Here is a 13,984-nt window from a genome sequence, read left to right on the forward strand (position 1 = left end):
TGATTAAAGAGGTGCAGCAATCAATAATGAATTAAGCACAGCAAAAAAATAATACTGAATCTGCAGCCTATTGATGTAAACAAGGTTATATACTCGTGACAAAATTTGAATTTTTTAAAAGAGTGCCACCTGAAATATTGGAGCATATCTATTCTCAATTGGACAGGCCTGAGCATTTTTTAAATGCATGGGAAACTTGCAATAAAGATCAGCAAAGAGCGATAGAAGGAGCTTTGTTTGGAAAAAAAGGTATCGCCTTTTACCCAATCCAATTCAAACTGTTAGCAAAGCTTAAGAATTTGGCTGCTGCAAACGATAAAACTGAAAGGGATTATCTAAATCAATTAGCTCGGAAATTCGGAACTCAATTAACACATCCTGAATTAAGTTTTGGCCATAAAATACAGGGTTTAAAATTGATTGCGGCAATCAACAATGTATCATTGCCATTATTGGACCCCGCCCCGACAGCCGCTCAACTAAGGCAACCCGATAATAATCTTGTACTTACGGCATTAGAGAATTTAGCCAAGTTAGCGCCCTTATTCGATATAAAAACACTGCCCGACCTTGTTAAACAGGTTCAACAAAAACTTGAGGATGAAGATGAAAATGTTCGCGCAGCCGCATTAACCTCTCTGGTAAGGCTTGCCCCGTTGGCTGGAAAGGAAACACTGGTCTCTATTGTCGAACAGATTCAACAAAAATTAAAACAGGGTAATGGTAAACTCTATTACGAGCATACGACTGTTCGCGTAGCCGCATTAACCTTTCTGACAAGGCTTGCCCCACTCTTGGGGAAAAAAACACAGGAGTCCATTTTCAAACAGGTTGAAAGAAACCTAAATGACAGGTATTTGCCTGTTCGTAAGGCCTCATTAATCTCTCTGGTAAAGCTTGCACCGCTTATGGAGAAAGAAACACAGGACTCTGTTCTCAAACTGGTTAGCGGAAAACTCGATCACCAGTATTGGATGATTCGTGTAGCCGCATTACCCTCTCTGGCAAGACTTGCCCCACTCATGGAGAAAGAAACCCAGGACTCCATTGTCAAACAGGTTGAAGGAAAACTAGATGATCAGAATGAGATTGTTCGTAAAGTGGCATTGATCTCTCTGGCAAGACTTGCCCCGCTCATGGGGAAAGAAACTCAGGACTCCATTGTCAAACAGGTTGAAAGAAAACTAGATGACCTGCATGATGTTGTTCGCGCAGCCGCAGTAACCTCTCTGGCAAGACTTGCCCCGCTCATGGGGAAAGAAACACAAGACTGCATTATCGAACAAGTTGAAGGAAAACTAGATGACCCGCATGATATTGTTCGCGCAGCCGCAGAAACCTCTCTGGCAAGACTTGCCCCGCTTATGAAGAAAGAAACACAAGACTACATTGTCGAACAGGTTGAAGGAAAACTAGATGATCAGCATGAAAATGTTCGCGTAGCCGCATTTACCTCTCTCGCAAAGCTTGCCCCGCTCTTGGGGAAGGAAAAACTGGCCTCAATTGTCGAACAGTTTAAACAAAAACTTAATGATAACAACAAGGATGTTCGCCAGGCAATCTGTGAGCTTATGATGTGTTATCTCTTTGATTTGAATAACCATTCAATTGGATCCTCGGTTCACGATTCAAAGGATAGCGAAAAAATCGTCCTGCAAGAATTCACCACAGAAAGCCTATTAGTTCAAACTCTATCTCATTGGGTGAGCCAAATTAAACTTGCAGCTACGTCATTGAACACAAATGAGGATGTGGAACCAGAACCAATTGAAGATAAAAAAGGAATGGTCTGTTAAATAAAAGTAAATATGGATAAAAGGAGTGCTAATAAATCCGGAATTCCTCGCCTCACAAATTTCCAATTTATAGAACCGAGCTTGCTACTTTCAATCAAGGCTTTTTCCAATCAATGTCTTGCATGATGCAGCCACACGGTAGGGCTTCTTTGGCTTAAGGAAAATACAAGGAATTAAATGATATCATTGTGTAATGAGGTGACTAATGGGGTAATACTTTTTCTCGAAAGATATTTGCCAACTCCTATTAGCGCCCCATCTCCATGATTCTTAAAAATCAATTGGTTAAATTATTTTAATACTCTCTTAATCTTTATTCTTTGCTATAGAACATTTTTGAAAGGCTATTTTGGTAATAATCCTTGGAGAATTGAATTGAAAAGAAACAGAAATGCACAAGATTGCTATGATACAAGCCTACGTATCAGAGAAAGATTTCCTGACCCGCAAGATAGAGAGTATTACCGTCGCGGTGGCGAAGCAGGAAGAAAAGCGGCTAAATGGGGATGGACTAAATCAGAGCATTTCAATAACAAGCCTGAGCCCTACAAGTTGGGCTATGACGAGAAATATATTCAAATACGTGCAGAATTGAGTCAAGAAGACATTGAAGTGATCAGAGAAGCTAAAGCTTCTCGAAGGAAAAGAACTAAACTTCTGGAGCCAAGTTATGCAGCAGGGTCAGAACCCCCCAAAGCGCTGGAATCATCCTTTCCATTGGTTCGCTCTCAACCTTATCACTTAGTAGCACAAGAGGATGGCTCTTTTCAAGAGTCAGAAAGCTTACGCATTTCGCCACAAAATGTCACTTCGATTATTTCCGAGTATCCTTATTCTCCTGGATTTTTTAATAATGAAAATTACTCAGAAATAAATGATTTAAAGACCCATACAGGCAATAATCTAGAAGAGGAAGCAGACTTATTAGAAATATTAAACGAGTTTGATGCTCAAAATAAGGTGCTAGCGGATTCGTCGAAGCTTTCGGCTCCCCGTGAACACAGCTTGTTTTCTTCAGCGATACAAAAGAGTTCCAAACTTGAGGAAAAGGGAGCAGCCAACAACAGTGAATTTTCTATTAATTAAAAAAAGTATTTATAATCACTGGATGTGAGGCGGTTGTTATTATGATATGTTGTCAAGCCTAGACTCAACTAGGCTGACAAATTTGTCTTTGAATTATACAAGGTTTAAAGAGCAGGGAAAAAAAATCGCAGTGGTATTAAATGACTACGAAAAGAATGATAGTTTTCTTGCCCGTGTTTTTACTGGTCACTGATGAAGACATCATTGTTACAAAGTGAATTTAATAGCCAAATCAATTGAACAAAACTTAGTAAAAAACTTTTGTTTCACCCAGGTTGAAATTTTGGTTATAGATTCCCTGATTGCTGCTACTTGATCACTGTAACGTTAATTAATTTAACCTTACTAAATCATGGCTATCAATAACCCTCAAATGTCCTGCGTTCTTGAGATGAAGACCCCATCCTAAACATTTAGTTTTTTTAATTAACAGGTTAAACCAACAGAGTAAATCAGGCTCGCTTGAATTGTAGACCCCGACGTAAGCCTTTTATAACAGCAAAATGGTTTATAATTAATCCTAAATAATCAATCAATCGTGAGAATAGGCATGATTAAGCGCCTTTTAAAAAAATTGAATGAGATGATCGTTCCTCTGCGATTGAGCATGCTCTTTCTTTTTATTTCTCTTTTTGTCGTTACTATCTTATTAATCATCCTGGTAACTACACTGCGCTATACCGAGGCTTTATCGAGTGTAGCTCATGAGCATATGAAAAATACTTCTTTAATCGTATTAAATAAATTGTATCGAAACCTCTTACCAGCTCGAATACATTGTCAATTTGCGGCCCATCTGATAGAAGAAAACTTGACTCACGCACCTGTCCCTGCATCTCACATTATCAACCTAACCATGGGTATTGTTAAAATGATGCCTTTAGCTAATGGTGCCTACTGGGCGGATGAAAAAGGTAATTTTATTTATGCTAGAAAGGAGTCTAATGGCACTATTACTTCCGAAATCTATCAACATGGTGAGGGTGTATTTACAAGAACAATCATCAAACGTGATATTCAAGGTAAAGTTATAAGCCAATATTTGTCAAACGATTTAAGCTATGACCCTCGTACACGTCCTTGGTACCAGCAGGTAAAAGCAGAGAAGGGAACAGTATGGACACAAATTTATAAATTTGCTTTTCAACCTACTGATGGATTAACAGTAAGTGCTCCTGTATTTAAAAATGGACAATTTTTTGGTGCTTTTGGTGTTGATATTGTTTTAAGTAATTTGTCGCAATTTATTAAACGAATTCAAAAAATAACCCCTAATAGTTTTTTATTTATCATTAATAAAAATGGGAAATTAATTGCCTCTTCAGATGCCTCATCTTTTGTTCAATTAACAAGTGCTAATAATAAATCAAAGGGAATTAATTCGGATTTGATGCAATTAATTGATCAAACGGGCAAAGAATACAAGCAAAGGGGCGAGAATAAATTACGTACATTTTCTTATCCCTATAAAGATCACACTTATATAGTTACTTATGCACCCAGCATAGTTTTTGCTAATCATGACTGGCTTGTTGGCATTATATCTCCTCGAATTGATTTTATTAGCAATTTAAGAAAAATGCATTCAATAACCGTGTACCTAAGCCTAGCTATTTTAGCATTAGGGATATTTTTGGTGTCTAGTTTAGTCAGTCATATAGTCAAGCCTCTTAAGCAATTGGTCGCAGAAACTGAACATATCAAAGAATTTGATTTAGATCATAAAATTTTAATTCACTCCAAAATAAAAGAAGTAATTCAATTAAGAAACTCTATAGATTCAATGAAATTGGGACTTAAACTATTCCAAAAATATATCCCTAAGGTTCTAGTAAGACAGTTAATAGAATCAGGTGAAGATGTTAGAACAGGCGGTGTTAAAAAAACGTTGACTGTTTTCTTTTCGGATATTGAAAATTTCACCACGATTGCTGAAAAAATGGATCCTAACGAGTTAATACATCGGATGGGAGTCTATTTTGAAGAATTGTCAAAAATTATTATTGATGAAAAAGGTACAATAGATAAATACATTGGTGATGCGATTATGGCATTTTGGGGTGCCCCTTTGCCTAATAAAAGCCCTAACCATCATGCGGCAAGGGCTGCTTTGCGTTGTCAAAAAAAATTAAATGAGTTAAATAACATTTGGGAACAAAAGGGAAATAAGACTCTTGTCACTCGTATTGGTATCCATATGGGTGACGCAATTGTAGGTAATCTTGGCTCCTCTGAACGACTAAATTATACCGCTTTAGGTGATACCATTAATATTGCTAGCCGGCTTGAAAGCATTAATAAAAATTACGGAACGAAGATCATTGTAAGTGATACTGTTTATGAAGAAATAAAGGATCAATTTGTTTTAAGATTGATAGATTGTGTCATCGTTAAGGGTCGTACGCAAAGCTTTTACATTTACGAGCTTTTAACGGACGATATTCAACAACTTGAGTTTGATCTCAATGCTTATAGCGCTGCCTTTGAGCAAGGATTTTTGTTCTATAAACAACAATCATGGAATGAGGCTATTGTCCATTTTAAACGCGGTTTAGAAATTTATCCCGCTGACTTCATTGCGCCTATATTCATAGAGCGCTGCCAACGATTTAAATCCAATCCACCAAAGTCTAATTGGATTGGTATTAGCTAATAATCACAGGCTATCCAATTTGTCGTTCTGTGCTATTTCGGCCTTAAGACTAAAATCAGATCTATCCAGGCATAAATGTAAAATATTTTTCAGTTGTGGATTATATATTCAAGAGTTTACAAGATTCTCATCTTCGGCAAAAACAATTACGAGGTGAAATTGATAATAAAACAATGATGAGTCCGTAAATAAAACTTATTTATATAGGTTGATTAGTCTTTTAAACATTTATTCAATAGTGTCAAGTGCCATCAACGAATGCTGGTCTATGGATTTTATGCATGCTGAATTAGAAGATGGCCGTGCGTACCAATTATTTAATGTCATTGATGAATCAGAATAGCAATTACCTTGATTCAGTTAAATTTAAATATGAAATCCAAAATAAAAAATCATCCTATTGAAGATGGTATTAATATGTTTAGTCATGGACAATGGCTTAAAGCTTCGGCACTAGTTAATTCAGATTCTCTTGAGGAAGCAGGGAAATATCGCTAATTATCTACAAGGAAATAGTTTAAGAGGTCAAGAGGGTTATATTTGGCTTATCTAATAGTGAATATATGAAGCGAGCTTTTAAGAATGAACCTTTATTAAATGATTTTAAAAAGAAAACAAAGAGATCTTTTTAAATACAGTAGGGTTGCCAACAAGATGTTAGTATTATTGACTGTGATAAATGTAGCCTTATTTATTTAGGATACTTAGCTCTAAAATTACACTCTTTTTGATCAAGACGACAAACCCAGTCACCAGGTTGCTCACCTGTTTCCCAATTTTTATCATAATGCGTCACATCATGATTTTTAATTTGAAAATCACCAATTTTTACAAACGAATCGTTAAGCAAGGTATAATTACACGTTACAACATTAAAAAATGAAGATTCAGTCGCATAATTCCAAGAGGTTATTTTTGCTTGTTCCCCTAGTTGGCAAGGTTTGCCGTTGACGTCTTCACTCATTAACGTCCACTGCCTATACCTAAGACCACTACAATATTTTTTATCACTAGTATCGAGCAAAACTTGCCAAGAATTATTAATACATCGTGCTTGAAAATTAATCTGAGGACAGATGGCGTAAGAGTCTCCATACAAAGCTAGTAATAATAGGGAGATAAAGTTAATTAAACGTTTTTTGTTTATCATGGGCTAGCTTATTTGGCGAGCAAGATGGGCTATTTTAATTCAAAAAAACCTGGTTATCAAGCATAAGAGTAATGATTAATTCATGAAACCAGATTTTAAAAGTAAGGAATTCTATGAACAATCCATCGTCATTCAAGTGGCGCGATTTTCATGGGTAAGTGATACTTTGGTGTGTATGGTGGTATTGTAAATATGCGATTAGTTATAGAGATCTGGAAGAAATGATGACGGAGCGTGGGTTGACGATTGACCATAGGACAGTTTATCGCTGGGTTCAGCATTATGCACCAGAGGGCACCGTCAACTTAACTTTGAGCTAAACTGACCTTAATTTACTTAGAGCTTAAGATGCTATGAAAGAAGCCAAAAAGAGATCGACATCCTGTAGAGCTCATCATCATTGCGGTGTGGAGTTATCATCGTTTTAATGACAGTTACCAGATCGCTTATTATATCGTGAGGTCGAAGTGAGCTAAGAAACGGTACGCCGGTGGTGCATCAAGTTTGGTTCTCATTTTAAGGCCGTGATTAAAAAGCGCGAGCCTAGGACCTCGGATAAATGGCATTTTGATGAACAACAACTTCGAATTAATCGTGAATCCTATTATTTATGGCGTGCGGTGGATAACGAAGGTTATGAGCTGGAAGTGTTTTTGCAAAAGCAACGTAACAAAATAGTATTCATACGCTTCCTATCTAAGATTCGGCCGGGTTTCTGACGAAAAGGACCGTTTGATGTTCAGTTTATTACCAATAGTTATATTTGGTCGGGTCATGATAGGCCAATACCAGTGTATTGACCTATTTGACTCCATCTAATTTAATTCAGTTTCAGCAAATATCTTCATTGCCTTAACTATAAACCCAAGTAATTCAGGATGATGACCCTCAAAAAATTTCTTAAATTCTGGGGTTTGATATATCTGGCTTAAACCAATATAACTCTCTCTTGTTGGCGTCCAGCTGCGTTTGATCCACGCATAATGCCTGCGAACCAAAGTTTGAACTTCATTTGATGAAGGCTTCAACTTCTTTTGGATCGCCACGACAAAAGCCTTATTTATTTCCTCTCCTTCTTGTAAGAAATCAGCCTTGTCCTTCTCATTCCATTGTTTGGTTTTTTCTTTGCACTCGTTCATAAACTCCTGGCTAACTATTCCCTTTTTAACCATGTCTTTTTCATACTGTTTTTGTTTTTCAGAATCAAATCCATAATAAAATTCTTCATTTTTCATTTCTATTTCCCCTCTTAAATGTGCAATTGTTTTGTCAATGGTCTTGATAAGATTTTGTGTCCGCTCAAGATCTTGTAGAAGGATATTTTTATGTGATTTTAATGCCTCGATCCTATTAAAATCATCACAGCTAACAATCCTCTGTATATCACTTAGAGGAAAACCAAGTTCACGGAAAATAAAATTTGCTGTAACATCAGAAGTTGCTCTTCTTCGTAATATCGATAATTATTTTCGCCGTAGTAACCTGGCTTTAATAAACCAATTTCATCGTAAAAACGAAGGGTACGAGAACTAACTCCTGAGAGCTTAGCTAATTTTTTTACCGTGTATGACATTTCTAATGTTCCTCTAACTGACAAATTGCACGATAAGGGATTACGTAACGTTAAGGTCAACAGTTTTTTATAAATTAGGGTTTTTCCGCATATCTGGCCAAAACTGGCAATGATATTTTAAAAGGGATAAAGATTGTAGTACTGATAAGTGTCCAAACCTTTGTTAAGAATGGAAATTTTTTCATTACGAGGTCATTATTAACGACGAGATAAATGCCACTTTATAAAAATGGCACTATTCCTGTGAAAAAATAGCTGAACAATTAGATATTTCTAAACAACTTTGTATTTGTACCTGCGATCTAGAAATGTTCAAATAGGATAAAAATTATTTTTATCCTTACCTGATATGAAATCATAGGGGAGCTTCTTTACTATGCAAAAAGTTAACATTAAGAACAAATTTGATTTATTTAATGAATACTGGTCACCAAAGATAGTAGGTGATCTGAATCATTCTCATGTAAAGCTGGCAAAATTCAAAGGTGAGTTTGTATGGCATAAACATGATAACGAAGATGAGCTTTTTTTTATCATTAAGGGAAACCTTTTAATAAAATTTAGAGATCAGGATGTTGAATTAAAAGAAGGTGAATTTATTATAATTCCGAAAGGAGTTGAGCATTTGCCAATAGCAGAAAATGAGGTTCATGTCATGTTAATTGAACCCAAAGCAACATTGAATACGGGAGATGCCACAAGCAATCTTACAAAAAAAGATTTGGACCGAATTTAATTGTTTGCTTATTTTGATTGATTAAATTGCCGAGAACACAGAACGCCCACTTTTGGGGGTTCTTCCACAGGCCCCCAAATAGGGACAAGTCTATAATGCAAGGCTTTCCTTGGGCTAATTCATCCACTTGTTCTGGATTAACCTACAGGTGCACTCCTGAGCTAAATTTGTCCATGCTATTATTATGAATGAGGAATGATCCTAGGGATGTCATATGCACTATAAAATTACAGAACAATTTGCGCGAGGCGAAGAAAAACCAATTGCTGAATTTTGTGAATTGGATGATGCACAAATTTTTGTAACAAAAAAAATATCTAACGATGAGATGCAACATAAAAAAATTATTTATAGACTCTATGATGATTCTCAATTACTGAAAAAATTTAACCCGGAGAATATTTCTGTTGGCTATGCCCGGTATGCTGAGGAAGATTTGGATTTCACTAACACCATCCTTTTTTTATTCAACGTGATGATTCAAACTGGGGATTCTCTGGAAAGAAAAAATATCGCCAATTTTAATGATGAAAATGATGCGAATCTATTCATTATTGGAAAATGTGACACCGATAGCACCGTTCATGATAACGATCTCTTTTGTATATTTAAAGGGAAAATCTTAATGAAGAATTTAAACAAAAGGATCATTGCCAATCAAAAAATAGCCTCTGAGGGCTCCTCAGCCAACCAGTCAGGTGCAACTTTTCGCCCAACACCAATTCCTACCAGACCTACGCCACCGGGTGGGCCAAGCGATTGTTGGGTTGAAAAAGACGATGATGATTAATAGGGGTCGTGCAGAAGAACTTCCAAAAAGTGGGATTTCAAGTTTAGCCAAATATTATGCGCAATATCATGTAGGGTTTACTTCGGACGAGACTGATTTCCAAAAACGTTGCTTCAAATGTTTTTCCATCGCATCAACCATCGATCTAATATCAATATTGCCGTTACTTTTCTTAAAACTGTATTTGCCCGTGAAGGCAATGTGCGCCCAAGCAATGGGTGATATTCGAAGAAAATCAGATCAAATCCAGGCATAAATGTAAAATATAATTACAGAAAATTTATTATTTGAACTACCCTAATTGAAATTATATTCCAGATAATTTTTTCATGATATATAACCACTTGTTTTTAATAATTTTTATTCCTTAAGTGAGTTGGCTGTTCCGCTGCTCCCCTTAAGACCGCCAGTAGTGACATTTAAAGAGTCATAAATGATTAATCCTACGCGTATATTGCTTCTCGATAACTGGCTTGAGCAATTTCATCCTCCCATAATCTAACTATGATTTGGCTGTTAGCGGGAAATTCAAAATGATTATCAAATTTTTGCCAGAGGATTTTAGAAAAAAGTTCAAGACTGGGATTTTGGTTTATAAATTCAGGAAGATCGTTTAATATCTTGTCTTGGAAATAGGAGATTAATTGATCGATGTATGCTCTTACTTCAACTATATCGATTAGAAAATTGTATTGATCAAGATGTTTATTCTCAATTTCCAACTCAAATCTATAGTGGTGAGAATGTGTTAGATTTTCGCAACCAAAGTCTTTCCCAATTAAGAAATGTTGGGCAATGAAATTTTTCCTCAACATTAAACAATGCATCATTACACCTTATAGTTTAGAGTGATAAATAACGTATCATTTGGATTAGAATCCAGTAATTGATAGGCTTTATTCGCATCACTAATATGAAAGTTATGAGAAATGAAACGCGATGGTTTTATTTTCTCCAACATTTTAAAGACAATCTCAAATCGGCGTTCCTTAGTCCATCTACCTTGAAGTTCAGATGCAATAGTGCTGACTTGGCTTGCGATAAGTTTAATCCTATTTCGATGAAAACGGCCTCCTAAATCAATAGAACAGGGCTTTCTGCCATACCAAGAGCCCAGAACGATGCGTCCTTCATAAGCAGCAAATGAAATTGCAGTGTTAAGTGCAGCAGGATTGCCTGACAATTCATAAATAAGATCTATTTGGTTTTGTTTTATTTTTTTAAGATAACTGCTCAATTGCAAATCAAGATCAGATTGGCTGGCATCAAAAGTAAATTCTGCTCCCAATTGCATACCCAAACTTCTCCTTTTTTCATATAAATCAATCCCGAGAAGGCTGGTTAACGGAAATTGCTGAAGTAAATCCATGGTAAGAAGACCAACAATCCCAAGCCCTAAAATAAGCACATTTTCTCCGATTAAAGGCGCACCATCTAATATCAAATTTGTTGCTGTTTCCATATTAGGTATAAATAAAGCGTCATGGGGAGATATATGCTCTGGTAACACGATAATTTGTTGTTCCTTTGCACAAAAATAACTTTCATGAGGATTAAATACAAACACCAATTTGTTTAATAAATGGTTTAATTTTCTATTACCGGTTTCAATTACTTTACCTACAGAACAATAACCGTATTTAAATGGGTAATCCAATTGATGGTTGAGGGATGGAATTATTTCATCAATGCTCAGGTCGTGTGGCATTAAACCGCGATAAAAAAGCATTTCTGTTCCTGAGCTTATGCCGGACATGATATTTTGAATCAATAGTTCATCTGTTTTAGGCTGGGGAATAGACTCTTCCAAGATCGATACTTGATTTGGTTTATTAAAATAAAGTACATGGTTTTTCAAGATAGATTCCTTTCGATATCAGCCCTAATAATAATATCATTACCTAGCTTATATTGAAGTACATTCTTTAATTGAGGGAAGCCAAAATTCTCCTTTATTTCTTTTGATAAAACTGAAATTCCACCAACAAAAATCGGAGCCACCGTGATGATTACTTTATCAACAAGATTTTCATTAATAAAATTAGTTATAATGGTTCTTCCTCCTTCCACCATTACTGTTTTAATACCGATACTAAGTAGTTCCTCTAAAGCTTTATTTAAATCAACTTGACCATCACATATTGAGTCAACTAAAACAATCTTAGCATTCATCTCGGTAAGTAATTTTAGCTTTTCACGATCAGCTCGTTCTGTTGTGAAAATTATAGGAGGACTTGAATTTTTTAATACTCGTGCGGTTAATGGAATGCGAAGTGTACTATCTAAAATAACAACTTGAGGATTTTTCCCTTGATAGTGACGAACGGTTAGAAGCGGGTCATCCGAAATAACAGTACCTACTCCAACCAATATTGCGTCATTCTCAGAACGTAATTTGTGCGTCAGCACCAAGGATTCTTGCGAACTTAACATGAGCCTTTTTTTCCGATGACATGAGATGGACCCATCCAGGCTTTGTGCATAAGCCAATGTCACCATGGGTCTATTTTTTACGGAAGTGGAGCACTTTTCATGCAACTCTTTAAGCTCTTCCTCCTCGAAAAAATGTGCCATTTTTTGTTTTTTAGTTAACAAATAAAAGGCATTATGCGAATGAATAATGCCTTTTATAGGAACTCTTGAGATAACGTTGAAATGATATTGATTTAGCGCTTCTATTTTTTTAGGGTTATTGGTAAGCAAACGCAGGGATTTGATTTGTAACTCATTTAAAATATGTGCTGCCACTTCATAAGAGCGTGCATCATCTTCATGGCCTAATGCTAAATTAGCATCAACGGTATCTTTTCCTTGGTCCTGCAAATTATAGGTGCGTAATTTGTCAATAAGGCCAATTCCTCGTCCTTCTTGCCGGAGGTAAATAATGATGCCGCGACCTTCATTAGCAATTTGACTCATACTCAATTGTAGTTGTTCCCCGCAATCACAACGCAATGATCCCAAAATATCGCCAGTCATACACTCTGAATGAATTCGGACTAAAATATCATCGGTATTGTGGACAGCCCCATAGGTAAGTAAAAGATGCTCCTTATTATCTCGATTCGTAGTAAATAAAGAAAGTTCAAAAGAACCATATTTTGAAGGAATGGAGGCAGAAACTTCTTTTTTAATGATGAGTAGATTTTCCATAGCCTAATCCTTAGACGGAATCACTGAATTACTCCAATGCTCATACAATTATAGTTCATAAAAAAAATGTAGCGAATTTATTGGGAAAGTCCAATAACAGGAATAACTCATTGTTTTTTATGGTTACTCGACAATACTGTCAATTCTAAAACAAGCTGGAAGCGGCATCCTGGTTTAGAGATTTATCGTGAACACCTCAATACAGCGCTATTTTATAAATGGCGCATAATTATATTATGAAAAAAATGATAACAATTGAATTTCCTGGGTTTCTTTTCGCAAGGGGTAGCTCAAGCATATTAGGTCTGATTATTTGAATTAATCAGACCTAATGATATTCCATGGCGGTCATGGACTACCTATTCCTCATAGGGTTAAATCTCTATATGGCGCCGAATTTCAATTTTTAGTTGGCATAATCAGCGGTAACCCACCCTTCTCATTATTTCCAATAATGATAATTTTAGTGTTTGGCGATTTAGCTAAAGATTCTGTAGCCTCTATTCCTTTCCATGCCAATAAATTTTGGTCTATTCCGCGCTTAACAATTTCTTGGAACTGTTGAATACCTTCGGCTTCAATTTTCTTACGCTCTGCTTCCAGTTTTTCTCGCTGCAGCCTAAATTTCATCCCTTCAGCTTCTTGTTGTTGAGCTTGTTTATTTTCAATTGCTCGGCGGATTGATTCGGGAGGCAATATTTCCTTAAGCATTATCGACTCAATAATCACTCCTCTTGATTCTAATTCTTGTATTAATGATTTTTGAATATTAGCAGCTATTTCGTTTCTGTCTCCTGAGAAGAACTGATCTGCATTATAATTACTTGTTATCTGGCGAATGCTTGAGCGGATGTGAGGTTCTATTAGTTTATCGAAGTAATCAACGCCTACGCTATTATAAATATCACCAATTTTAGATTTATTGAGGTGGTAGTTAACCGAGGTTTTAAGAGTCAGATTAAGCATTTCTTTGCTTGGTATCACACCTTCTTCGTCAGCTTTTTGCGTACGTAAATCGAACTTAACTACCCGAGTGAATGGGTTTTT

At 36.1% G+C, this 13,984-nt stretch carries 13 protein-coding genes and 2 pseudogenes; 9 read left to right on the forward strand and 6 right to left on the reverse strand.

What is annotated here, in order from left to right:
* Nucleotides 1–95 precede the first annotated feature (95 nt).
* The 4 genes from Ldro_RS14695 (at nucleotide 96) to Ldro_RS16910 (ending at nucleotide 6,033) form a co-directional block, all read left to right on the forward strand.
* Nucleotides 96–1,796, forward strand: coding sequence for a hypothetical protein (locus Ldro_RS14695; RefSeq protein WP_058497171.1), 1,701 nt, complete (start codon nucleotides 96–98; stop codon nucleotides 1,794–1,796).
* 375 nt (nucleotides 1,797–2,171) lie between these two features.
* The gene (locus Ldro_RS14700) at nucleotides 2,172–2,882 is read left to right on the forward strand and encodes a hypothetical protein (RefSeq protein WP_131764282.1); all 711 of its coding nucleotides are present in this window, start codon (nucleotides 2,172–2,174) and stop codon (nucleotides 2,880–2,882) included.
* 550 nt (nucleotides 2,883–3,432) lie between these two features.
* The gene (locus Ldro_RS14705) at nucleotides 3,433–5,535 is read left to right on the forward strand and encodes an adenylate/guanylate cyclase domain-containing protein (RefSeq protein ID WP_058497173.1); all 2,103 of its coding nucleotides are present in this window, start codon (nucleotides 3,433–3,435) and stop codon (nucleotides 5,533–5,535) included.
* Between the two features lie 372 nt (nucleotides 5,536–5,907).
* Nucleotides 5,908–6,033 (forward strand): hypothetical protein, encoded by a 126-nt coding sequence (locus Ldro_RS16910; protein ID WP_274519120.1) that lies wholly within the window; start codon nucleotides 5,908–5,910, stop codon nucleotides 6,031–6,033.
* A gap of 193 nt (nucleotides 6,034–6,226) precedes the next feature.
* Here Ldro_RS16910 and Ldro_RS16400 read toward each other — a convergent pair whose 3' ends face one another.
* Nucleotides 6,227–6,685 carry a hypothetical protein gene (locus Ldro_RS16400; protein ID WP_131764281.1) on the reverse strand — a complete coding sequence of 153 codons (459 nt, stop codon included), beginning with the start codon at nucleotides 6,683–6,685 and terminating at the stop codon, nucleotides 6,227–6,229.
* A gap of 158 nt (nucleotides 6,686–6,843) precedes the next feature.
* Between Ldro_RS16400 and Ldro_RS16145 the strand changes: the two are divergent.
* Nucleotides 6,844–6,978 (forward strand): annotated as a pseudogene (locus tag Ldro_RS16145) (IS6 family transposase); the annotation flags it as partial.
* Between the two features lie 231 nt (nucleotides 6,979–7,209).
* Complete coding sequence (locus Ldro_RS17035) at nucleotides 7,210–7,404, forward strand: DDE-type integrase/transposase/recombinase (protein ID WP_058497175.1); 195 nt, start codon at nucleotides 7,210–7,212, stop codon at nucleotides 7,402–7,404.
* Between the two features lie 96 nt (nucleotides 7,405–7,500).
* Here Ldro_RS17035 and Ldro_RS14720 read toward each other — a convergent pair.
* Nucleotides 7,501–8,258 (reverse strand): annotated as a pseudogene (locus Ldro_RS14720) (MerR family transcriptional regulator).
* Nucleotides 8,259–8,634: 376 nt separating this feature from the next.
* Between Ldro_RS14720 and Ldro_RS14725 the strand changes: the two are divergent.
* The 3 genes from Ldro_RS14725 (at nucleotide 8,635) to Ldro_RS14735 (ending at nucleotide 10,040) form a co-directional block, all read left to right on the forward strand.
* Nucleotides 8,635–8,994, forward strand: coding sequence for a cupin domain-containing protein (locus tag Ldro_RS14725; protein ID WP_058497176.1), 360 nt, complete (start codon nucleotides 8,635–8,637; stop codon nucleotides 8,992–8,994).
* Between the two features lie 214 nt (nucleotides 8,995–9,208).
* Nucleotides 9,209–9,784: a hypothetical protein gene (locus Ldro_RS14730; RefSeq protein WP_058497177.1), complete on the forward strand. Its 576-nt coding sequence runs from the start codon at nucleotides 9,209–9,211 to the stop codon at nucleotides 9,782–9,784.
* Entirely contained in the window at nucleotides 9,774–10,040 is a 267-nt protein-coding gene (locus tag Ldro_RS14735) for a hypothetical protein (RefSeq protein WP_131764280.1), read from the forward strand. Before Ldro_RS14730 ends, Ldro_RS14735 begins: the two co-directional genes overlap by 11 nt.
* A 187-nt stretch (nucleotides 10,041–10,227) precedes the next feature.
* Here Ldro_RS14735 and Ldro_RS14740 read toward each other — a convergent pair whose 3' ends face one another.
* The 4 genes from Ldro_RS14740 to Ldro_RS14755 form a co-directional block, all read right to left on the reverse strand.
* Nucleotides 10,228–10,599 carry a 6-pyruvoyl trahydropterin synthase family protein gene (locus Ldro_RS14740; protein ID WP_238584031.1) on the reverse strand — a complete coding sequence of 124 codons (372 nt, stop codon included), beginning with the start codon at nucleotides 10,597–10,599 and terminating at the stop codon, nucleotides 10,228–10,230.
* 14 nt (nucleotides 10,600–10,613) lie between these two features.
* Nucleotides 10,614–11,642 carry a zinc-dependent alcohol dehydrogenase gene (locus tag Ldro_RS14745; RefSeq protein ID WP_058497180.1) on the reverse strand — a complete coding sequence of 343 codons (1,029 nt, stop codon included), beginning with the start codon at nucleotides 11,640–11,642 and terminating at the stop codon, nucleotides 10,614–10,616.
* Nucleotides 11,639–12,937 carry a GTP cyclohydrolase II gene (gene ribA, locus Ldro_RS14750; protein WP_058497181.1) on the reverse strand — a complete coding sequence of 433 codons (1,299 nt, stop codon included), beginning with the start codon at nucleotides 12,935–12,937 and terminating at the stop codon, nucleotides 11,639–11,641. Before ribA ends, Ldro_RS14745 begins: the two co-directional genes overlap by 4 nt.
* Nucleotides 12,938–13,336: 399 nt before the next feature.
* The coding region (locus tag Ldro_RS14755) for a prohibitin family protein (RefSeq protein WP_193786656.1) at nucleotides 13,337–13,984 on the reverse strand (648 nt) is incomplete at its 5' end.

Source organism: Legionella drozanskii LLAP-1 (genome assembly GCF_001467585.1).
Lineage (GTDB): Bacteria > Pseudomonadota > Gammaproteobacteria > Legionellales > Legionellaceae > Tatlockia > Tatlockia drozanskii.

What these genes read in the sequence shown, in the direction of transcription:
- Ldro_RS16910 (WP_274519120.1), top strand. Translation starts at nt 5,908, where the DNA reads ATGAAATCCAAAATAAAAAATCATCCTATTGAAGATGGTATTAATATG.
- Ldro_RS14730 (WP_058497177.1), top strand. Translation starts at nt 9,209, where the DNA reads ATGCACTATAAAATTACAGAACAATTTGCGCGAGGCGAAGAAAAACCA.
- Ldro_RS14740 (WP_238584031.1), bottom strand. Translation starts at nt 10,599, where the DNA reads ATGTTGAGGAAAAATTTCATTGCCCAACATTTCTTAATTGGGAAAGAC.
- Ldro_RS14735 (WP_131764280.1), top strand. Translation starts at nt 9,774, where the DNA reads ATGATGATTAATAGGGGTCGTGCAGAAGAACTTCCAAAAAGTGGGATT.
- Ldro_RS16400 (WP_131764281.1), bottom strand. Translation starts at nt 6,685, where the DNA reads ATGATAAACAAAAAACGTTTAATTAACTTTATCTCCCTATTATTACTA.
- Ldro_RS14705 (WP_058497173.1), top strand. Translation starts at nt 3,433, where the DNA reads ATGATTAAGCGCCTTTTAAAAAAATTGAATGAGATGATCGTTCCTCTG.
- Ldro_RS14725 (WP_058497176.1), top strand. Translation starts at nt 8,635, where the DNA reads ATGCAAAAAGTTAACATTAAGAACAAATTTGATTTATTTAATGAATAC.
- ribA (WP_058497181.1), bottom strand. Translation starts at nt 12,937, where the DNA reads ATGGAAAATCTACTCATCATTAAAAAAGAAGTTTCTGCCTCCATTCCT.